Origin of the sequence: Asticcacaulis sp. AC460 (genome assembly GCF_000495795.1) — a bacterium.
Classification (GTDB): domain Bacteria; phylum Pseudomonadota; class Alphaproteobacteria; order Caulobacterales; family Caulobacteraceae; genus Asticcacaulis.
The window spans coordinates 1-20745 of the sequence record NZ_AWGD01000043.1 but is presented as its reverse complement, the minus strand read 5'-3'; the positions used below and the strand labels follow the sequence as shown (position 1 = coordinate 20745).

The following is a 20745-nucleotide window of genomic DNA, read 5'->3' as shown; positions in this document are numbered from 1 at the left end:
CTTACTTCTCCTCCCCACTCTGTGGGGAGGGGGACCGCGGAGCGGTGGAGGGGTATTCTTGCTGTCAGAGCCAAGTCGACTAATTCGTCCGGACTGCCGGTAACGTCAAGCGGGCCAGTAGTCCGGCGCTATGGTCATCAGCCTCAGCCCGTCCTCATCCTCTTCAACATCGAACAACGGCAGGCTTTCCAGCACGCCGCGGATACCTTCCAGCGACGCCGGCTTGACGATATAGCCCACAGCCCCCAGCAGCCGGGCATGGCTGCGGTCGAGGTCGTGGGTCGAGCCGGTGCACATGATGGCGGGGGTCCGCCTCAGACTGACATGACCGCGAATATGATCCAGCAGCACGAAACCGTCATGCTGCGGCATGTTGATGTCCAGCAGGACCAGGTCGATCGGCTGGGCGCGGGCGTGGGCGCGCAACATGATATCCAGCGCCTCGTCGCTGGACTGGGCCGTCACCAGTTCGCAGCCCAGGCCTGAGCGGCCCAGAAGGCACCGCTTGGCCAGCAGAAGGTCGCCGCGTGAATCGTCGACTAGAAGTACGCGCGCCGGTCGCAGGGGGCTGGCGCGCCTGGCAAAACCGGCCGCCGGATGAAAACTCGGCATGGCCTGCCTCACCGAATAGGAAAGATCGTCTCCCATGGGGTCCTCCACTTATAGGTGTTACCCCGGCCGACGGCGGCATTCTTCCATCTCGTGGATGGCCCGGACAACGTGTTGTAGCTGCAACCTTCGATATATATTTAACAAAAGGTTAACGCTATCTCGACTCACCGATACATGTCTTAATTCTATAAGACGTTTTATTTAGGAATTTATCCCTGTTATACTTCCCAATGTAATCGCAAAACAAAAATACAGCAATATACTTTCACGTGATGCCGCAACTGCGTTAGGTCGGACAATTGCAATCGATCACTACCCGTAAATCTCCTTCGACAATTTATAAATATGCCATAAGAGCCATGCACCAACTGGCCCGAAACGTGTTACCGTTAACATAACGCAGTTACAACGATGTCAGCGTTGTCATTATCACTCGCGCTACGGTATAGTTTGCCATCGGTTGCGCAAACGCTCAAGTCATCCTACCTTGTGCACATGAGTCACGCCTGCGACCACCACGATCATCACCACGGCCTGACGGCCGACACCAAGGCCTCGCGCCTGGCCGAAGCCGAGGCTCTGTGCGCCGACGCCGGCGAGCGCATGACCACGTCGCGCCTGCGCACCTACGAACTGATTCTCGAGGCCAGCGGCCCGATCAAGGCCTATGACGTCATCGACCGCTTTCATCCGGAAGGCGCCGCCAAACCGCCCACGGTTTATCGCGCGCTCGGCTTCCTGGAGCAGATGGGCCTGATCCACCGCATCGAAAGCCTGAACGCCTTTGTCGCCTGCCACACCCGCGACCACGCCCACACGGCAGGCTTCCTGCTCTGCGAATGCTGCGGCCAGAGCGTCGAGATCGCCATCCCCAACACCGCCGACATCGAGGCCAGCGCGGCGCGGTCGCATTTCCAGATCAAGCACATCACCCTGGAAGCCCGCGGACTGTGCGGCGCCTGTCGCGGCCATAACTGACCTCTACTTTCCAAGGCAAACGTTTTCACAAACGCTTGCAACCATATTGCAGTGCACCTATACCAGCGGGATAGTTTGTTAAGCCTGTTTCTGTTTCCGTGCATTTGACTCTAACCCGCCCTGGTCGCGCGCCCATGACAGCCGCTACACTTCAGATGCTCGACAAGACGTCGCTGCACAACATCCTGAACCTGCATGTCTGGTTCAAGATGGGCAAGCCCGGCGGCCGCCTGGCCAATCTCAGCTATATCGACCTGACCGACATGAAGCTGGAAGGCATCGACCTGTCGGACGCCAACCTGACCGGTGCCCGCCTGTACGGCGCCTCCCTGCGCGACGCCAACTTTACCCGCGCCAACCTGTTCGGTTCCGACCTGCGCAATGCCGATCTGCGCTTTGCCCGCCTCGACCGGGCCGACCTGCGCGGCGCCTGCCTGCGCGGCGCCAACCTGACGGCCGCCTCGCTGATCGGCGCCGACCTGCGCGAGGGCCAGATCGCTTTCAAGGACGAGGACCGCGGCCTGCGCCTGATGAAGCACGAACGCCGCCCGGGCGAGCTGGACTACGCCATCCTCAGCGGCGCCGACCTGTCGGGCGCACGCCTGACCGGCGCCATGGCAATGTCGACCGACTTCCGCAATGCCAACCTGGCTGGGGCGATCATGTCCCAGGCCAAGCTGCGCAACGCCCATATGGACGGCGCCATCTTGACCGGCGCCGACCTGTCCTCGGCCGACGTCACCGGAGCTTCGATGCGCGGCGCGGTCATGGTCGAAACCAAGCTGGTCGGTGTCGACCTCAAATCCGCCGACACCACCGGCGCGCTAAATGGACCGATCAGCGTCTTCATCGACGACCAGCCTCTCGAAGAGGTTCTGGCCACGCATGAAACCTGGGTGAAGACGAACGGCGCTTCGGGTGCCCGCCAAAAGCTGTCCGACGCCGACTTCCGCTTGGTGCGCGAGCTGCGCCGGCGCCTCCTGACCACGCTGGATGCCGAAGGCTCGTGCTTCTACGGCCTCGACATGGAAGGCGTCCAGCTCCAGGGCGCCAACCTGGTCAATGCCGATTTCCGCCGCTGCAACCTGAAAGGCGCCGACATGCGCGGCGCCCGCCTGATCGGGGCGCAACTGACTCATGCCTGCCTGGAAGGCGCGAAACTGGGGCCGCTGGATCTGGGCGGCGGGCGGCTGATGCGCTCGGACCTGTCGCGGGCGGTGCTGGCCTATGCCGATCTGCGCGGCGCGGACCTGACACGGGCGCGGATGCTGGAAGCCGACACCGACCACGTCCAGGACAAGGGCGCGAACTACACCCTGGTCGAACGCTAAGCAGCAAAGCAGCGCTGTTCATCCTCCTCTCCACGAAGTGGGGAGGTGCCGGCGAAGCCGGCGGAGGGGTACAGGTAAGACCAGTCGCCGCTTGCCTGCCCAACCTCTCACCCCACCTCTAACCTTAACGCTTCCCCCAGAGACATAAACAACGGCCCCACGCCCTTGGGATCATTGGCCACGACTTTTTCCGACAGATAATACTCGTAACTGCCATCCCGGTAGGGCGTCCCGCCCAACCCAGCCACACGGCAGATCCCATTTAACGCGTCAGGCCCCAGAAACCGCCCGACACAGGCCGCCAAACTCTCCATCCCGGCCGCCCGCGTATCCGCCACCCCCAGCCTGGCCGCCTTCAACAGCGCATAACTCGCCATCAGCGACGCCGACGCCTCTTCATAATTGCCGTCACGCCCGCCTTGGTCGACGACCTGATACCACAGCCCGTCGCGCGACCGCACGGCCAGCATAGCCTCCAGCGCCGCACGGGTGATCCGGCCGATCTCCGCCCGCCCCTGCGGATCAAACCCCTCCGACGCCTCATAACAATCCACCAAAGCACACAGCCACCACCCCATCCCCCGGCCCCAGATGTTCGGCGACAACCCGGTGTCCGGCTGCGCCCAGCGCTGTTGCCGGCTCTCGTCCCAGCCATGATAGTACAGCCCCGTCCCCGGCTGACGCATCACCTTCTCCACCGTGCGGATCTGCTGCAGCGTATCGGCAAACAGCGCCGCTTCCCCCGTCACCCTGGCATAGTCCAACTGAAACGGCTGGCCCATATACAGCCCGTCCAGCCACACCTGCCACGGATAGCGCCCCTTATGCCAATAGCTGCCCGACCGCGTGCGCGGATGAAACCGCAACGGCGCGAACTGGGTATCCATGGCCTTGCGGTAGCGGACCTCACCGGTCTCGCGAAACAGCGGCAACAGAATGCTGCCGGCCCGGATCATGTCGATATTGTGCGGCACGGGCTGAAAGTGCGGCAAACGCCCGTCGGCCGCCACCCGCGTCTGCATATGCTCCAGGACCACCTTCAGAAACGCCCTGTCCCCGGTGGCGTCATACAACGCCAGCAGGCCACTCCAGATCACGCCGTCCTCATACCCCCAGATCTTGGTGGACGGCCGGAACCCTGACACATAAGCACCGACGAACGCCGGCACATCCGCCCCGACCGCGGCCAGCCTTTCCACCGTATGGTCCTGCATGCGGAACGCCGTCCGCGCCGCGGCCGGCAACGGCGCGAAAGCCATGACCGCAGCCGCGCCCGCGCAAAACCTCCGTCGGTCCATGGTACAGGCCCTTCCCTTCGACTGCGTCGTCTGTAAGCGATAATCCCGCCCCCGGCATCCGGTCAAGGCTACCCCGGCTTGACTCCGCCGCAGCGCGATGCAATACTTCGCTACATGGTGAAGTATCAAGCCTCAGCAATGGACCGGACCTTCTTCGCGCTTGCCGACCCCACGCGGCGCGACCTGCTACTGCGGCTGAAGTCGGAACCCGGCCTGTCGGTGACCGAACTGGCGCGCCCGGCGTCCCTCAAACTGCCGGGCCTGATGAAGCACCTCGATGTTCTGTCCGACGCCGGACTGATCACCCGCACCAAGACCGGCCGCACTGTATCGGTGTCCCTGTCGCCCGGCCCGATGCGTGAGGCCATGCAATGGCTCGAACGCTACGAAAGCCTGTGGACGGTCAGCCTGGACCGTCTCACCGCCTTTGTCGAAGAGGATAAGACGCCATGACGCCCACCCTGCCCAGCGTGACCATCGTCCGCCGGATCAAGGCCTCGCCCGCCCGGGTCTATGCCGCCATCACCGAGCCGGGCCAGATGCTGCACTGGTGGGGCCCCGATGCCGGCCCGACCTTGCGCGCCCAGGCCGATGTCCGGCCGGGCGGCCGCTTCAGCATCGTCTTTCGCCTGCTGAACGGCACCGAGCACAACCCCACAGGGGTCTACCGCGAAGTCGTCCCCGACCGGAAGCTGGTCTTCACCTGGGAATGGCCGGGCATGCCCGAACGCGAGTCCCTGGTGACCTTCCTGCTGGAGCCGACCGACGAAGGCACCGAACTGACCCTGCGCCACGAACAGCTTCCCGACGAAGCGGCGTGCGAAAGCCACGAACGCGGCTGGAGCGGCCTGCTCGACAAACTGCCGGTATATCTCGGAGAGACCTCATGACCGATCTGATCCTGACCACCTTCGACTGGGTTCCCGATGGGCCGCGGGGCTATGTCCGCGACCTGCGGCTGCGCTGGGCGCTGGAAGAGGCCGGCCTACCCTATCGCGTCGAAAGCGTACCCTTCGACGACCGCGCGCCCGAACATTTCGCGCATCAGCCTTTCGGCCAGGTGCCGTGGCTGGCCGACGGCGACCTCTCGCTGTTTGAATCCGGCGCCATGCTGCTGCACGTCGCCGAACGCAGCGAAATCCTGATGCCCGCCGACCGGCGCGGCCGTGCCGCGGTGTCGCAATGGCTGTTCGCGGCGCTCAACTCGGTCGAAATGGCCAGCCTGCCGTGGACCATCATGATCTTTTCCGGCGCGACCGGCGACACGCCCGCCTGGAAGCTGCTGGACGGCTTCCTGACCCTGCGGCTCCAGCGCCTGGAGCCGGTCCTGGCCGGCCGCGAATGGCTGGCCGGCGGGTTTTCGGTCACCGACATCGCGATGGCGGACGTGCTGCGCCTGGTCGACCGTTTCGACGGCCTGGCGAACTATCCCGCCTGCCGCGCCTATGTGCAGCGCGCGACCGCCCGTCCGGCCTTTGCGAAGGCCCATGCCGACCAGATGGCGCATTTCGCGGCGGCGGACTGAACCGGAAGAAGGCCCCAATTCACCCCACCTCCCTTAACGCCGCTTCCAACAACGCGATCAACCGATCCGCCTCAGCCTCCCCGGTCCGCCACGACGACACACTGATCCGGAAGGCTGGCCGCCCTTCCCATACCGCCGGCCCGAACCACGCCCGCCCCGACGCCTGGACATAGGCCGTGACCGCCTGGGTCCGCTGGTCATCGCCCGCGCGAACCAACACCTGGTTCAACACCACCCGGTTCAACACCTCGAGCCCAGCAGCCTGGGCGCCCTCGGCAATCCGCCGCGCCAGACGGCAGTGACGATCCACCATCTCACGCACACCGTCGCGCCCTAACCCTTTCAAGGCGGCCCAGATGGCGATCCCGCGCGCCCGCCGCGAAAACTCAAGCGTCAGGTTCTTCTGCGCATCCCACACCGCCGGCACATAGGGCGCATCGCTTTGCATGGCGTCGGCCAAAACCCGCCCGTCACGGCAGATCGCCATGGCGCCGTCATAGGGCGTATTGAGCCACTTGTGCCCGTCGGTCGTCCAACTGTCGGCCAATTCGATCCCCTCAGTCCTCCCCCGATCCGATCCGGCCCGCGCCCACAAACCGAAGGCGCCGTCGACATGCACCCACGCTCCGGCCGCCTTCGCCGCCGGAATGATCTCCGCGAAAGGATCAAACTCGCCGGTATTGACCTCACCGGCCTGCAGACACAGGATGGTCATGTCGTCCAAAGCCGGCATCCGCGCCGGGTCGACCCGCGCCTCGCCGTCGCATGGCGCGAAGACGACATGGTCCATCCCGAACCCCAAGACCCGCGCCGTGCGCTTCAGCGTGATATGAATGGCCTGCGACACGACGATCCGCACCCTGGGCGCGCCTTCCAGACCCTGGGCGTCGAAATCCCACCCCTTGCGCCGCAACAGCTCACGCCGCGCCGCCGTCAGACAGGCCAGCGAACAGGCCGTGGCGCTGGTCCCGAAGCCGACCGAACTCTCACGCGGTAAATCCAAAATCTCAAGCAGCCACCGCGCCGCGGTCCGCTCCAGCGTGTCGGCGACGGGCGACCCGTCCCACGACGAGGCGCACTGATCCCACGCCAACGCCAACCGGTCAGCCGCGGCCGCCACGGGCAAGGCCGCCCCCAGCACAAAACCGAAATAGTTGGGTCCGTTGCTGACGACGGTATTGGGCGACCCCAGCCGATCGAGCTGCGCGATCACCTCAACGGCATCGACACCCGATTGCGGCAAGGCCTCATCAAACCCATCAAGCAGCCGTAACGCCTCAGCATCGGGAAACACCCTCCGCGTCCCCACGCTCGCAACATACTCCACCGCAGCCCTGTCTGCCGCCTGCATCAAAACCAATTCGTCGTTCATATCCATCTTTCGAGTATCGCAAACGGGGTATTCAGACTCCCTCCTCTCCACGAAGTGGGGAGGTGCCGGCGAAGCCGGCGGAGGGGTATACCTCCCCTTCCGCCACGCCACAGCTTCCGAAATACATTGCAAAATCATCAATATAAAACGACAATTCCGCCACATCATTTTGAGCATAACACAATATGAAACACCTCCCGCCCCTGGCCGTGCTCCAGGCCTTCGAAGCCGCCGCCCGCCTGAACAGCTTCAGCCGCGCCGCAGCGGAACGCCACCTGACTCCGGGCGCGATCAGCCGGCATATCCAGACCCTGACCCACTGGTACGGCGCCCCGCTCTTCACACGACACGGTCCTCAAGTAACCCTCACCCCCGAAGGCCGAGACCTCCAAAGCCGCCTGGGCGCTCCGATGCAGGCGCTCTACGAAGCCCTGTCCCACGATACCCAACCCGACCGCGAAACCCCGCTTACCCTCCTGACCCTGCCGTCAATCGCCGAAAGCCTGATCCTGCCCAACCTGGCGGCGTTCCACGACCGGCACCCGCATATCCGCCTGTCGATCCAGACCCAGTACGCGATGATGAGCCTGCCGCCGGCCCTTCCGGTGGTGGCGGTGCGCTACGGCGCCTTCGACGAAGCCGGCCTGAGCGTGCATCGCTCGCCGGAGGAAACCCACCTGGCGGTCGCAGCACCCGACTGGATTTCACGCCACGGCTCCGATCCGACAAACTGGCCCCCGCACTCCATGCTTCGCCACACCGATACAGCCTGGCCGGCGCGCCTGGGCAAACTGCGCCTGCCACGTCCCGAGGGTTTGGAGATCAACGACGCCGCGCTGTTACTATCCGCCGCCCGCAAGGGCCTTGGGGTGATTTGGACGCGCCAGCGCCTGGCGCAGGCCGACCTGCACGCCGGAACCTTACAGAGCATCTCCGACTGCCATGCCCCGAGCGGCCGCTTCTACGCCCTGGTCTACCGCTCGGAGCTGAGCCAGCACCCGGCGATCGCTGCCTTCCGCGACTGGCTGCTGCCGCACCTCTCCGCTTAACCGGCTAGGGAATGGCACCACAGGTAGTTAAACTTGACCTTTCTTTGCCCACCCCGTTTACGGGGAGGGTGGCGCGAAGCGCCGGGCGGGGCTCTTCACTTAAGAGTCAAAATCAACGCCTTTGGTATAAGTAGCAGCGTCATCTTTCACCCGACGACGGCTCACACATAGCGACGAAACGATCGATTTCCTCGTCCGTCGCCTCCCAGGCTTCTCCACGAATCTCGATCATCGAGATCAGGCCCAGGAGCGCGACCGGACCATCGGCTGCAAAGCGTCTGTCTCCACACTGCGCGATCATCACATCGCCCTTGATCAGGACATCATAACCCTTCGACAGAATCGCCAGATAGGCTGGCGTCATCATTTTGGCTGCATCGGCAAGAAACATTCGGCCCTATCCGCGCGAAGCCGGAAACTCACCCTTGAGCTGGCGCGCTTTCCGTATCGGGGTAAAGGCCCACCAATTCAGGGCCTCTCCGGTTTTGGCCTGATGAATCGCCGCGGCAAACACGTCCCATACGCAGGGGTCATGCGATGTCCCGGTTTCGATCTGAAGGCGACGATAAAGCTCATCCGGATCGCTTTCGGCCAGCGCCTGGAGGCTATCGATCCTCAGGACTGCGAAATCCTTCCGCGTGGCGGGGCCAACGTTTCTTAGCCCCGCGAAGGGATTCGGTGTCCGGGCTTTCAAGTTCGGCATATCATCTCCAGTGTACTCCGGTCAGCAAAGAAACTACACGGGGTTTTACAGGCTTGAGGCGCCGCAGGCATCAGACGTTTTCTGCGATCCGTGCAAGCCCCGCAATTCCGTCGCCCCGGAAACCGTCCGGCAAACGCAACGCCTCCCGCACTGCCAGCCGATGCTCTTATAGTTTTTTCCTATAAGCCCCCATGAAATTTCCAATTTAGCGCTCGTCCGGGGCTGCTGTACCGCTACCGCTGATCCATTCAGAACAAGGCGATCCATGTCGACGAAAGCACCACCGCGCGTTTCCCTGTTCCACGCCTTCGTCAACAGCAATGTCTCCGGCGGCCTCGTCCTGATCCTGGCCGCCGTCCTGGCCCTGATCGTCGCCAACTCGCCGCTATCGGAAACCTATTTCCACACCCTGCACCATAAGCTAGCCGGCCTGAGCGTCCTGCACTGGATCAACGACGCCCTGATGGCGCTGTTTTTCCTGCTGGTCGGGCTGGAAATCAAACGCGAGATGCTGACGGGCCAGCTTTCCGACTGGCCGCGCCGCGCCTTGCCGGGAATAGCGGCGGCGGGCGGCGTGATCGTTCCCGCGGTCATCTATGTGCTGTGCAATCAGACAACACCGCAAACCCTGCGCGGCTGGGCCATCCCGACGGCCACCGACATAGCCTTCGCGCTCGGCGTCCTGGCCCTGCTGGGCTCACGCGTACCCCCGGCTTTGAAAGTCTTTCTCACCGCCCTCGCCATTATCGACGACCTGGTCGCCGTGATCGTCATCGCCATCTTCTATACGTCGGGCCTGTCCCTGCTCTGGCTGGCGGCCGCCGTCGCCGGGCTCTGCCTTCTGTGGCTGTTCAACCGCCTGAAGGTCAAAACCCTATGGCTCTATCTCGCCGTCGGCGTGATCATCTGGTTCTTCGTGCTGAAATCCGGCATCCACGCCACCCTCGCCGGTGTCGCGGTCGCCCTGCTCATCCCCCTGCACACGCATCACAAGGAGGGGGGCGACGACCACCATTCCCCCCTGATCCGCCTGGAACATGCCCTGCATAAGCCGGTGGCCTTCCTGATCGTGCCGATCTTCGGCTTTGCCAATGCCGGTGTCTCCCTGGCCGGCTTTACCCCCGCCGCCTTGCTGGCCCCCATTCCCCTGGGGATCGCCCTGGGCCTGTTTCTCGGCAAACAACTGGGCGTATTTTCGGCCTCATGGCTGGCCATCAAGCTGCGCCTGGCGCGCCTGCCGGACAACACCAGCTGGTTTCAGCTCTACGGCGTTTCGGTTGTCACCGGCATCGGCTTTACCATGAGCCTGTTCATTGGGCTCCTGGCGTTTCCGACCCACCCGGAGGCTCAGGACTCGGTCAAGATCGGCGTGCTGGCCGGATCCCTGCTATCCGGTCTGATCGGTTACGCCCTGTTGTCGGCCTCCGCCACCCAGCCGGTGCCCCCCTCCTCTTCCGAGGCGTCAGACGACTAAAGCGATAGGACTTTGAGATCGTCCTTACTTCTCCTCCCCATTTTATGGGGAGGGGGACCGCGAAGCGGTGGAGGGGTATCTTACAAGCCGCGACGGCGTGTTTCCAGCCAAAGCCAATTGCTCCAAAATCAAAGACCAACCCTATTCCCATGGCGCGAGGCTTGTGCCGATCGTCTCGGCTAAAGCCTGGAAAACGGCCTGGCGCGGCGAGCTTGTCCGCCAGGCAAGCGTCAATTCCCGCACCGGCGCCGCGTGCGTCAACGGCCTCGCCACCACCAGTTTTTCCCGCAGCACATCTGACCGCACATACAAGGCCGGCAACAAGGCCAGGCCCATCCCCGCCGCCACCATCTGCCGCAGCGTATCCAGCGTCGTCCCGGCATAATCCTGAACATCGACCGCGCCGACATCGGCGCATAGCCGCGCAACCTGATCGTGCAGGCGCGTCCCGCGATCCATCGACAACAGGCTCTCGCCGCGCAACTGCGCCGGATCGATGGCCGCCATCCCGGCCAGACGATGATCGGACGGCAGCACCAGATGCAGCGGTTCGCGCATCAGCCGCACCCGCTCAAAGTCCGGATGGACCGCATCGTCGGGCATCAGCAACACATCATGCGTGCCGTCGGACAGCTTCTGCGGCAGGTTATCCAGCCGGTCCTCGCGGACATGGATACGCAACTCCGGAAAGGCCTCCCGCATCTTCGGCATGGCCAGCGACAGCACATAGGCTCCGACCGTCTGGACCACCCCCATCCGCACCGTGCCCTTGAAGCCGGCGGGATCGTCCCGCCGCGCGATATCGCGAATGTCTTCGACCTCGGCCAGGATTGTCCGCGCCCGCCGGGCAATCTCCTCACCGACCGGCGTCAGGAGAACCCTGGCCCGCGTCCGCTCGACCAGCTGGACGTTAAGCCGCCCCTCAAGCTCCTTAAGCTGCATGCTCAAGGTCGGCTGGGTGACGTGACAGGCCTCCGCCGCCCGGCTGAAGTTCAGCGCATCGGCCACGGCGACCAGATATCGGAGTTGCTGAAGTCTGGGCATGCGCCCTTCTTATAGAGAACAACTATAAGTATCAACGAATATTCCGATTTTTCTTTATATCTGAGATCGTCTATCAAAAAGACCTGCGGCCGCGGGCGACGCAGTTTCAAATCCGTTCGAGGCGACGGAGTTCTGGAGGGGACACATGGACTTCGTCACCACAAACCTCGACTGGGTCTTGTTCTGCGGTGGGCTTGTCGGACTGTTTCTGGGCGGTGACGCCCTGATCAGGGGGTCGGTCGCGGTCGCAGACCACTTACGCATGCCGAAACTGCTCGTGGGGCTGACCCTTGTCGGCTTCGGAACCTCGGCGCCGGAGCTGCTCGTGTCATTGAACGCCGCGCAGGCCGGCGCACCGGACGTAGCGGTCGGCAATATTGTCGGCTCCAATATCGCCAACATCCTGCTGATCGCCGCCATAGGTGCCCTGATCCGTCCGACAGCAACGCAGACGCCTGGCGTCCGCCGCGATGCCACGGTCATGCTGCTGGCAACCCTGGCCTTCGCCGGACTCGCCTGGCGCGGGAGCATTACGCAACTGGAGGGCCTGCTCATGGTAAAGTCCCTCGCAGTCTTCCTGCTGGTCGTCTTTCTGATGGGCCGTAAGGCCGCCCCTGTGCCGGCGGAAACGGCCAAACCAATGGCCATTCCGCTTGCCTTGGTCTTTATCGCCGGCGGCCTGACGGCCCTGGTCATGGGCGCCGACGCCCTCGTGCACGGCGCTACCCGCCTCGCCACCCAGTTCGGCGTCCCCCAGGCCGTGATCGGCCTGACCCTGGTCGCTGTCGGCACCTCCCTGCCGGAACTGACTGTGAGCGTCATCAGTGCCATCAGAGGACAAAACGAACTGGCGCTGGGCAACGTGATTGGCAGCAATCTGTTCAACATTCTGGCCGTCCTGGGCCTTACCGCTGCCCTGTCGCCCCTGCCCGTCTCCCCGGCATTCCTGCGGGTCGATCTGCCCGTCATGGTCGGCGCGGCCCTACTTCTGTGGCTGCTGACGATCGCCACGCCGCGCCTCGGCCGTCTGCCAGCCCTGGCGGGGCTTCTCGGCTATGGCGGCTACATAACCTGGCTCGCCACGAATGCAACCTAACGAAAGGGATCGTCTCCATGTCCAAGCTTATAGACCGCCAAGGTCGCAAGGTGCCGTTCCTGAAAATTGCGATCCCATGCTGGATCGACTCGCTATTCGCGTTCAGCATGATCGGACACACCCTTTACCTCGAAGCCAACCGGCCGCTCGCCCCCGATTCGGCGCAGGGTTTCGTTATCGCCCAGACGGTGAATCGCACCACGCACTATCTCAGCCAGACCGATCAGATCATCAACGCCGCCCTATGGATTATGCTTTTTATGTCGACGGCAGCCCTGATCCTTTACTTCTGGCGTCTCGGAATCTTTCCGCCGCGGCGCAGCGCCTCCCACCCTAGTCAGGATCGCACGTCATGAAGCGAAAGAGGTTCGATGGTTTCGATGACTGGCGCGATTGGTTCGGCCCGCGCGCTTGGGGCATGGGCTGGACCGCGAAAACATGGAAAGGCGCCGTCGCAGCCGGTGTGGTCGTGTGCCTTGTCATAACGATAAGCCTTGTGCTGACACACATCGTCTCGTAGTCCGTCCGCCCGCTCAAGACATCCCGAACCGCTTGCGCAGTTCCGCCTCACCATCAACCTCGCCCTCCTCGACGATGGAGGTGTCATACTCCCCCTCGCCCAACGGCGGTGGCTCTCCGGTAATAACATACTGGATGACCGGTATATGTGGCGTCTTCTTTTCCGCTTTGCGCATAGCCTCGTCCCTGTCCAGGAAATACTTGGCCGCGACCATGCGCCCCTTTTCCGACCCATAGGCCATGATGAAGGCCATGGTCCTCTCGGCAAGCGAAGCATAGTTGATATCCGCCGGCAAAGGCGCCTCACCGTCGCGCCCCTTCGACCGGGCCTCACCGGTTTTCCTCGCCCTGCGCAAAGGCTTGGCAACCACCCGTATCGCAACCGGCCGTATCCGCCGCATGTTCCCGCCTCCTCTGTGGATAAGATGGGCTCATCTGAATCGGCGAAGAGGTCAATCCGGACGTTTGGGTACGAAACGCCAGCACCCAGCCCCCACTCAGATCGCAGCTATCGACCTCCATAAAATAATACGAAACGCATATAGAATATAAATCTGTAATCGCAGCTTGATCGATAAAATAAATTCATGTATAAATCCGGCATCGACTTTTGCTTGTATGCTGATTTGTTGAACGCTTTACACGCGCTCGTGGCGAACCTTCCATTCAAAATTTATTCGAGAGGCGCCTGTGTCTGTGCACGGGCGCGTATAACATTGCCATGGAAAGGCTTCATTATGAGCGTTGGTACAGTCAAGTGGTTCAACTCCACCAAGGGTTTCGGTTTCATCGCGCCGTCGGACGGCGGCCAGGACGTGTTCGTTCACGTCAGCGCGGTTGAACGCGCCGGCATGAACGGCCTGAACGAAGGCCAGCAGATCTCCTACGAACTGCAACGGGATGCAAAGTCCGGCAAGATGTCGGCCGAGCAACTCGAAAACGCATAAATTACGGTTCAAAGCCGCAATTGACGAAAGGCCGGCCCTCTGGGTCGGCCTTTTTTATGCGCTATGACCGCCACGGACCGGCCGTCGCTACGCGCAAACCGGCGTGTTTTTCGAATTATCGGCGTGATCAGCGTCTGACGACTAAACCCCATCTCATCCTGATGAAACTAGGCCTAAGGCTTGGCTACGTTTTACAGGAACCTTTCATGTCTTCAGAACCGGCCTATATCCGCGCCGTCATCACCGTCGATCCGCACAAAGCCCAAATCACGCGCATCAATGCCGAAGCGCATCACTCCCGCTTTCTCAAGGCCAGCGGCAAATCCACGCCCCAGCACAACAGCGATGTCCGCCATGCCCATGAATTCTTCGCTGCGGTCTGCGATGACCTGGCCGGACTGGAACAGGTTCTTGTGACAGGCGGTCACACGGGTTTGAGCGAATTCAAACATTACGTCACCAGCCACCGCCCGGCCTTGGTCAACCACATTGTCGGCTATGAAACCATCAACGATCCGACGGAAGGCCAACTCGTCGCCTATGGCCGCGAATATTTCGACAAGATCAAAGGCGCCGCGTAGGTATCTAAACAAAAAAAGGACTGCCTGGTCGGGGCGACCAAGGCAGTCCAGGTACAAAGCACGTCCACGGGGAGCGGAAGCGCTAGGGAAGAACAAAACCTAAGGCTGCGGCCAGCCCTCGAAGAAAGCCTCGCGAACGGTATCGATCCCGACGCCCCCCTGCCAGACAATACCGATATCGTTGTGGCGCGCACCGGGCCCATGCGAACCCATTTCGAAGAAACGGGAATCCTGCGGCTTGAACACCGCGGTCTTGGTGCCGTCGCGCGCCGTGCCATTCATGACGGTCCAATGGTCCGGATGGATATGCGCATCCATCCAGCAATCCAGAAATGACGCCTGGCCCACGGCATTCGGGTCAGCATACCGCCCGTCGGCAAAGGTGGTGGTCGGATGCCATGGCCGGCCCAAGGCGATCGAAGCGTCGGGCACACCCGGCTCCCGCGTCAGCCGCGAGCGATAAATCACAATCCCCATGGCCTGGCTCAACTGGGTCGACGGAGCAGTCAGGAACGACTGATACTCCCCGGCAGGCGGCACCACCGCACGGCGGCGGGTGATGATTTCGCTGTCCTCGATCAGCACCCGGCCATTGCCGAAGATGAAGTCGATATTGCCCGACACCGAACTGTCGCGGATCCACACCCGCCCGCCATTGGCAAACAGCGTGTCTTGATACCCGACCAGGGCCGACTTCGTCACCGTCACCCGATCGCTGTGAATGTCTAGCAACAAAGCCACACCCTGGCTGTTGCCGATCTTCGACGGATCACCTTCCGGCCGCGCATCGTTGGCCAGGTAGTCGAAGGTGTTCTCGACGGTCAAACCCTCGACCTCGACCTGATCGCCATCGATGGTCAGGGTCGCCGAACCCGGCGTGCCCCAGTTGTTGCGATGGTACTTGCCGGCGGTCTGGGCCACGGCGTCGAAATGCAGCCGCGTCGTGCCGGCACCCTGGCCGCGCAGACGGACCTGGCTACGGCTCACCGTCACCTTTTCGTAATAGTCACCGGCCGCGATATCGACAACTGCCCACGGACCGCCGCGATCCTGTGCGGCGGCATCGACCGCCGCCTGGATCGAGGCGAAACATTTCGGCCGCGCCCCGCAACTGCCGCTGACCTCGTAACGCACCTCGCCCGCCTGCAGGAAGGCATCCATCTGGTCGACGATCTGGCTGAACCAGGGATCGAACAGCCAGACATCATGTGGCGCGTTGGAAAACGCAAAATAATCATGCCGGATACCGAACCCATCCAGCTTCGCCGCCACGTCCTCGTGCCCGGCGGTAAACCGCGGCAATCCGGAACTGATGATCAGGGTCGGCGGCGAACTGGCGCTGACATGGCTGGCGGCGCTGGCCTGGCGCCAGATGTCCGGCGCCTGCTCAAACGATCCGCCCAGCCATTGCGACGCCACAGAATTGGGCTTGTTCTCGTTCTGCAGAGCCAACGGCGTGGTAAAATCCAGCACCCCATCCAGATCGATCAGGGCATTGACGCTCGTATCGCCGGCCTGCCCCTTGAACAGGTCCTGCTCGGCCGTATAGGCCAGCAACGACGCCATCTGGCCGCCCGACGACGCCCCGCCGATGGCCAGCCGGTCGATACCCGGATACGCCTTGGCCCACACAATAGCGTCATTGACATCCTGCAACCCGGCCGGATAGCGCGCTTCGGGCGACAGCCGGAACTCGGGCAGGAAGACGGTATAGCCACGCTGGGCCAGCCGGCTGGCCATGACATAGAAGTGCGACTTGTCGCCCGACCGCCAGCCGCCGCCGTGGACCAGGAGGATACCCTGGCCATTGGCCTTGACGGGCAGGAACACATCGACATGCAGCTCGCGGCTGCCGTCCTTCTTGTATAACTGATCGAACAAGACCTTCTGCCCGGCCTGGAACTCGGCGGCCGGCCGGCTGATGCCGGGATACTTGTCCTTATAGCCGTCCCACCTTTGCGAGACGGTATAGCTGTCATCGACCGGCCGCGTCTCCCCGGCCAGGGCGGGAACCGCAGCAAACAAAAGACCAGCAAGGACAAGCAGCTTTTTCATGTATCCCACCGACGGCACTGTAAACTCCCTCTCCCCACTTGAGGGGAGAGGGTGGGGGTGAGGGGTTGGTTCAGCCTCCACAACACGACGCCGAACCAGCAGAAAAGACTGTTTGGAAAGCCGTCAGGCTGAGCCGAAAAGGGCTGGTTTCGAGAACCGGAGCGGAGCGTACTTAAGTACGTGAGCACCGGAAGCGCAGAAAACGGCACTTTGCAGGCCAGCCGGACGGAGTTTCCAACAGTCTTGATCAATACCGATACCTTACGCCCAATATCCACTGGCTGCCGGTATGGGTATATTCCCGCGTCAGATCCATGGTGCCGCTGTCACCGGTGCCGTAGATCCGTTCGACCTCATCGGTAATATTGATCCCCTCGAAGGTCACGGTCAAATTATCGCTGACCTTATAGAACGAGGCGAAGTCGACATGGGTCGGCCCGTACTTGCGTTCCTGGACGTGACCGTTACCGCCAGGCTGGCTCAGCAGATAATCGTCGCGCTTGTTGACCGATACCCGCGCCCCGAACGCCTCCGTATCATAATAGACCGTCAGGTTGTACGAATTGGGCGACAGGCCGGTCGAGTCCTCGGCCGACACGTGGGTATAGTTCGACGCCACACCGAAGTTCGACCACGGCCCGGGCAGGAAGGTGAAGGGCTGGTTGTAGGTGACTTCGAAGCCCTTGACGCTGTTGCCATTGTCGCTGTTGACCGGAATGGTGAAGGTGTAGGGCACCTTGGCCGGATCGGCATTGTACGACTCGTCATACTGCGGGTCGGCGTACATGGCCGGCCAGAAGGACGGATCGACCATCTTGGTCACCACGTCGGTCTTCAACGACCGCACGATGTCCTTGTTGAACACCGCCACCGACAGCAACCCTTCCTTGCCGAAATACCATTCCAGGCTCAGATCGACATCGTTGGACTCATACGGCTTCAGCTCGGGGTTGCCGACATTGCCGACGGTGCGCGTCGTATAACCAAACACCGGCCCGGCGATGTTCAAGGTGCTCAACCCCGGCCGCGTCATGCTGCGGCCATAGGCGGCACGCACCACCAGGTCCGAACGAACGTCCAGCGCCAGGTTGATCGACGGCAGATAGTTCTGATACGACACCTTGTCCTCGACCCGCGTACCGGCGATCAGCGCGATCGACCGGACATTGGTCTTGACGTAGCGCAGGCCCGTATTGGTCCGCAGCCGCATCCCGGCCAGGTCGTACTCGCCGTTCAGCTCGACATAGCCGCCCATGGTCTCTTCGCCGACCGTCCAGCCGGCACCGGCATTGTTGGTATAGCCCGGCGTGATGATCCCGGCCGCGGCGATGGCGTCGAAGTCGGCGACGCGGAACTTGACCAGATCCCCATCCAGACCGCTGCCGAAATTGTCAATCGGGAAAGGCATGGTATAGCTGGACGGATTGAAACTGGGGCTGGCGCCATAGCCTTCGGAATACTGCACCGTGCGGTCGTTATAGTTCAGACCCGCCCGGATGTAGAAACCGTCGCCATTATAGGTGCCGTCGAACTTGGTCGAGAAGTTCTCCTTCTTGACGTTGTTGACGCGATTGGCGGCCGTCAGGGCGTTGACATAGTTGCTCGCCAGATTCGGATCGTAACTGCCGAAACTGACTTTCGGGATGTAGGCATTGTCGCTGTAGTCGTATGCATAGGCGTGCGGCACCGATCGGAAGTAGAACCGCAGCTCGGTCCGGTCGGCGTCATCGGTCGCCTGGCCGATCAGTCCGTCAAAGCTCAGACGGTCGGACACTCGCCATTTTCCGGAAATCACGAATTGATCGAATGTCGACTTGGATTCCTGGTGCCGGCTCTCATACCACGACGTCACATCGTTGAAGCTGGCGGCCACTAAGGTTTTACCGTCCGGGCCGACCTTGAACGACACCGGCGTCTGGCCGGTATAGTTGCCGGCCGTGCCGTGGGTCAGCAGCCACTCCATCGAGTTATAGCTGTAGCGATCGTTGTTCAGCTCCGAATGCAGGGCATCGAAGGTGATCAGCAGATCGTCGGAAGGCTTGTACTGCAAGGATCCGGTGATCCCGACCCGCTTCTGGTCGTTGCCGAAGAAGTCGGCCCGCGGCAACCGCGGCGCCCACAGACAGTCCAGCGGATCGGCGGCGCCGCACGACGCCGGCGTCCCGCTGACGGTCGGATTGGAATCCGCCCACGAGTCCCCGTTCACATAGGGCGAGGTCCAGCGCACGCTGGAATAGCCTTCCTGGTGCACCGTCCGGTTCGACACCGCCGCCGAGACCAGGGCGCCCAACTTGCCGTCGAGAAACTTCTTGCTGACCAGCACGGCAACGCGCGGATCCGCCTTTTCCGTCAAGGGGTTATAGTTGGCCTGCGCCGAGGCCGAGACGGTAAAATCTTCCCGGAAATCGAACGGCCGCGCCGAATACAAACCGACCGTCCCGGCGATCCCACCCTCTTCCGTAGACGCCTTCTGGGTCTTTTCGATATCGATCCGGTTGAACAGTTCCGAGGCGAACAGGTGGAAATCGAAGGCCCGCCCGGCATTGATCGTCACCCCACCGGTGTCCAGCCCGTCAGAACTGGCCGGTACCTCCATGCCGTTCAAGGTTGTGCGGGTAAAGTCCGGCCCGAAGCCGCGCAGCGTAATATTCCGCCCTTCCCCGCCTTCGCGCGACATGGCCACGCCGGGGATGCGCTGGATCGACTCGGCCAGGTTCAGATCGGGCATCTTGCCGATGTCTTCGGCGACGATGCTTTCCACGGAGTTGGACGCCCGGCGCTTGATGTCGCGTGCCTTGTTCAGCGAGCCGCGTATCCCCTTGACCACCACTTCGGAGGCCGGTTCCACAACGGCTTGCGGCTCGACCGGCTCAGCGGCGGACACCGCCGCCGTCGGGGTGTAGCGCGCCTGGGCCGAGGCCGGCGCGGCCGCCAGGACGATAGCGCCACTGGATTGGGTAACCGGTGTCAAATTTGTACCCGCCAACAGCCGCGACAGCCCGTCCTTGACCGGCATCGTCCCTTGTACCGCAGCGGTCTTCTGGCCGGCGACCAGGCGTTCCGGCGCCACCAACTGGATATCCGCCTGTTCGGCAAACTGGGTGATGCCCTGCTGCGCCGGTTGCGCCGGGACGTTGAAGGTCCTGACCTGGTTTTGCGCAAAAGCCGGGGCGGCCGACACCATCAGCAGGGTGGTTCCCGCCAACAGAAAATGGGGATTCAGCAGGCGCACGCATGCCTTTTTCATTTTTGTCCTCCTGTTATATGCCGGCGCCTTTGACGGCGCCTTTTTATGTGAGACGGATTTTTCCGCCTCTTAGGGAACGATGCCCGGATTACGCAGTTCCGTAGCCGCCGTTTCACTTTTTTTCGTATCGATATAGATGACCGAGCCTGTACGGGTGATTTCCGCCCCAAAAGCCTGGGCCACAGCCGTCGAAAAGCCTTCCGGATCGTCGGTGCTGAACCGCCCCAGCAGGCGCTCACTGCCCAGTCGCGGATCGCGGATGACGATCTTGACCTGGTTGTAGCGGTTATAGTCGTCGGCCACGGCGCTCAGCGTCTTGCCGGCCAGGGCGATCTTGCCTTCGCGCCATGCCAACGCGTTATCCACCGCCTCCGGCGCATGGTCGACGCCGGCGGCACGGGCGCCGATAAAGGTGCGGTCACCGGCCTTCAGCCACACGGCCGGACGGTCATCGCCCTCCAGCCAGGCCTTGACCGTGCCTTCGGTGACCAGAACCTCAGCGCCACCCTCCAGCCGCCGCACGGAAAAAGCCGTGCCGACCGCCTGGACCCGGGCATCGCCGGCGGCAACCACGAACGGCCGCTCCTTGTTCTTGGCGACCTTGAACCACACCTCGCCCTCGACCAGGTCGACCTTGCGCGTCTTTTCCGACATCTCGATGCGAATACGGCTTTGGGTATTAATGGCGGCGATCGAGCCGTCGCTCATCGGCAACCGGCGGATTTCCCCTGTCGCCGTAATGGCCTCCTCCTTGTGGCGGAAGACAAACAGCCCGCCGACAACGGCGGCGGCCAGTCCCGCCGCGATCCCGCCGCCGGCCAGAAGCCCGCGCCGCGACACGGCCTGCGGCGTTTTCCGCCGGGCACCTTGCCAGTCCTCGGACGGCCCCAGCGCCTTGGCGCGCGACAGGGACG

21 protein-coding genes are annotated in these 20745 nt (G+C 62.6%); 11 read left to right on the top strand and 10 right to left on the bottom strand.

Features of this window, described 5'->3' with window-relative positions:
• Nucleotides 1-105: 105 nt before the first annotated feature.
• Complete coding sequence (locus tag ABAC460_RS48680; protein ID WP_023455779.1) at nt 106-648, bottom strand: response regulator; 543 nt, start codon at nt 646-648, stop codon at nt 106-108.
• Between the two features lie 459 nt (nt 649-1107).
• Here ABAC460_RS48680 and ABAC460_RS46600 point away from each other — a divergent pair, with 459 nt between their 5' ends.
• Nucleotides 1108-1590, top strand: coding sequence for a Fur family transcriptional regulator (locus ABAC460_RS46600; RefSeq protein WP_023455778.1), 483 nt, complete (start codon nt 1108-1110; stop codon nt 1588-1590).
• 134 nt (nt 1591-1724) lie between these two features.
• On the top strand, nt 1725-2921 hold the full coding sequence (locus ABAC460_RS46595; RefSeq protein ID WP_031237536.1) for a pentapeptide repeat-containing protein: 1197 nt from the start codon (nt 1725-1727) through the stop codon (nt 2919-2921).
• A gap of 107 nt (nt 2922-3028) precedes the next feature.
• Here the strand turns inward: ABAC460_RS46595 and ABAC460_RS46590 are convergent, their stop codons facing one another.
• Nucleotides 3029-4180 (bottom strand): glycoside hydrolase family 88/105 protein, encoded by a 1152-nt coding sequence (locus ABAC460_RS46590; protein ID WP_162150354.1) that lies wholly within the window; start codon nt 4178-4180, stop codon nt 3029-3031.
• A gap of 177 nt (nt 4181-4357) precedes the next feature.
• On the opposite strand from ABAC460_RS46590, the gene ABAC460_RS46585 reads away from it, so the two are divergent.
• From ABAC460_RS46585 to ABAC460_RS46575, 3 genes are read left to right on the top strand one after another with little or no spacing between them, the layout of a single operon-like run.
• Nucleotides 4358-4672: an ArsR/SmtB family transcription factor gene (locus tag ABAC460_RS46585; RefSeq protein WP_023455775.1), complete on the top strand. Its 315-nt coding sequence runs from the start codon at nt 4358-4360 to the stop codon at nt 4670-4672.
• Complete coding sequence (locus ABAC460_RS46580; protein ID WP_023455774.1) at nt 4669-5109, top strand: SRPBCC family protein; 441 nt, start codon at nt 4669-4671, stop codon at nt 5107-5109. Before ABAC460_RS46585 ends, ABAC460_RS46580 begins: the two co-directional genes overlap by 4 nt.
• Nucleotides 5106-5744, top strand: a complete 639-nt coding sequence (locus ABAC460_RS46575; RefSeq protein ID WP_023455773.1) for a glutathione S-transferase family protein — start codon at nt 5106-5108, stop codon at nt 5742-5744. The genes ABAC460_RS46580 and ABAC460_RS46575 overlap by 4 nt, the downstream gene beginning before the upstream one ends.
• A 19-nt stretch (nt 5745-5763) precedes the next feature.
• Here the strand turns inward: ABAC460_RS46575 and ABAC460_RS46570 are convergent, their stop codons facing one another.
• A complete protein-coding gene (locus ABAC460_RS46570) occupies nt 5764-7116 on the bottom strand; it encodes a pyridoxal phosphate-dependent decarboxylase family protein (RefSeq protein ID WP_031237533.1) in 1353 nt (450 codons plus the stop codon).
• 185 nt (nt 7117-7301) lie between these two features.
• Here ABAC460_RS46570 and ABAC460_RS46565 point away from each other — a divergent pair, with 185 nt between their 5' ends.
• Nucleotides 7302-8165 (top strand): LysR substrate-binding domain-containing protein, encoded by an 864-nt coding sequence (locus ABAC460_RS46565; RefSeq protein ID WP_023455771.1) that lies wholly within the window; start codon nt 7302-7304, stop codon nt 8163-8165.
• A gap of 139 nt (nt 8166-8304) precedes the next feature.
• Here the strand turns inward: ABAC460_RS46565 and ABAC460_RS46560 are convergent, their stop codons facing one another.
• Both ABAC460_RS46560 and ABAC460_RS46555 read right to left on the bottom strand, forming a co-directional pair.
• Nucleotides 8305-8556, bottom strand: coding sequence for a hypothetical protein (locus ABAC460_RS46560; RefSeq protein ID WP_023455770.1), 252 nt, complete (start codon nt 8554-8556; stop codon nt 8305-8307).
• Nucleotides 8557-8562: 6 nt separating this feature from the next.
• A complete protein-coding gene (locus tag ABAC460_RS46555; RefSeq protein ID WP_023455769.1) occupies nt 8563-8868 on the bottom strand; it encodes a helix-hairpin-helix domain-containing protein in 306 nt (101 codons plus the stop codon).
• A 265-nt stretch (nt 8869-9133) separates the two neighbouring features.
• Here ABAC460_RS46555 and nhaA point away from each other — a divergent pair, with 265 nt between their 5' ends.
• On the top strand, nt 9134-10342 hold the full coding sequence (nhaA, locus tag ABAC460_RS46550; protein WP_023455768.1) for a Na+/H+ antiporter NhaA: 1209 nt from the start codon (nt 9134-9136) through the stop codon (nt 10340-10342).
• A gap of 141 nt (nt 10343-10483) precedes the next feature.
• Here the strand turns inward: nhaA and ABAC460_RS46545 are convergent, their stop codons facing one another.
• On the bottom strand, nt 10484-11386 hold the full coding sequence (locus ABAC460_RS46545) for a hydrogen peroxide-inducible genes activator (protein ID WP_023455767.1): 903 nt from the start codon (nt 11384-11386) through the stop codon (nt 10484-10486).
• A gap of 145 nt (nt 11387-11531) precedes the next feature.
• Here ABAC460_RS46545 and ABAC460_RS46540 point away from each other — a divergent pair, with 145 nt between their 5' ends.
• Together ABAC460_RS46540 and ABAC460_RS46535 are read left to right on the top strand one after the other, a co-directional pair.
• Nucleotides 11532-12482, top strand: coding sequence for a calcium/sodium antiporter (locus ABAC460_RS46540; protein WP_023455766.1), 951 nt, complete (start codon nt 11532-11534; stop codon nt 12480-12482).
• Between the two features lie 17 nt (nt 12483-12499).
• Entirely contained in the window at nt 12500-12838 is a 339-nt protein-coding gene (locus ABAC460_RS46535) for a hypothetical protein (protein ID WP_023455765.1), read from the top strand.
• 177 nt (nt 12839-13015) lie between these two features.
• Here the strand turns inward: ABAC460_RS46535 and ABAC460_RS46530 are convergent, their stop codons facing one another.
• Nucleotides 13016-13402, bottom strand: a complete 387-nt coding sequence (locus tag ABAC460_RS46530) for a hypothetical protein (RefSeq protein ID WP_023455763.1) — start codon at nt 13400-13402, stop codon at nt 13016-13018.
• A gap of 336 nt (nt 13403-13738) precedes the next feature.
• Between ABAC460_RS46530 and ABAC460_RS46525 the strand changes: the two genes are divergently transcribed.
• Complete coding sequence (locus ABAC460_RS46525; protein ID WP_023455762.1) at nt 13739-13948, top strand: cold-shock protein; 210 nt, start codon at nt 13739-13741, stop codon at nt 13946-13948.
• 206 nt (nt 13949-14154) lie between these two features.
• The gene (locus tag ABAC460_RS46520; protein WP_023455761.1) at nt 14155-14529 is read left to right on the top strand and encodes a hypothetical protein; all 375 of its coding nucleotides are present in this window, start codon (nt 14155-14157) and stop codon (nt 14527-14529) included.
• Nucleotides 14530-14628: 99 nt separating this feature from the next.
• On the opposite strand, the gene ABAC460_RS50965 is transcribed toward ABAC460_RS46520, so the two are convergent.
• From ABAC460_RS50965 to ABAC460_RS46510, 3 genes are all read right to left on the bottom strand, one after another.
• A complete protein-coding gene (locus ABAC460_RS50965; RefSeq protein ID WP_023455760.1) occupies nt 14629-16584 on the bottom strand; it encodes a pectinesterase family protein in 1956 nt (651 codons plus the stop codon).
• 247 nt (nt 16585-16831) lie between these two features.
• Entirely contained in the window at nt 16832-19831 is a 3000-nt protein-coding gene (locus ABAC460_RS46515; protein ID WP_023455759.1) for a TonB-dependent receptor, read from the bottom strand.
• Nucleotides 19832-19900: 69 nt separating this feature from the next.
• A partial coding sequence (locus ABAC460_RS46510; protein WP_023455758.1) for a FecR family protein occupies nt 19901-20745 on the bottom strand: 845 nt, incomplete at its 5' end.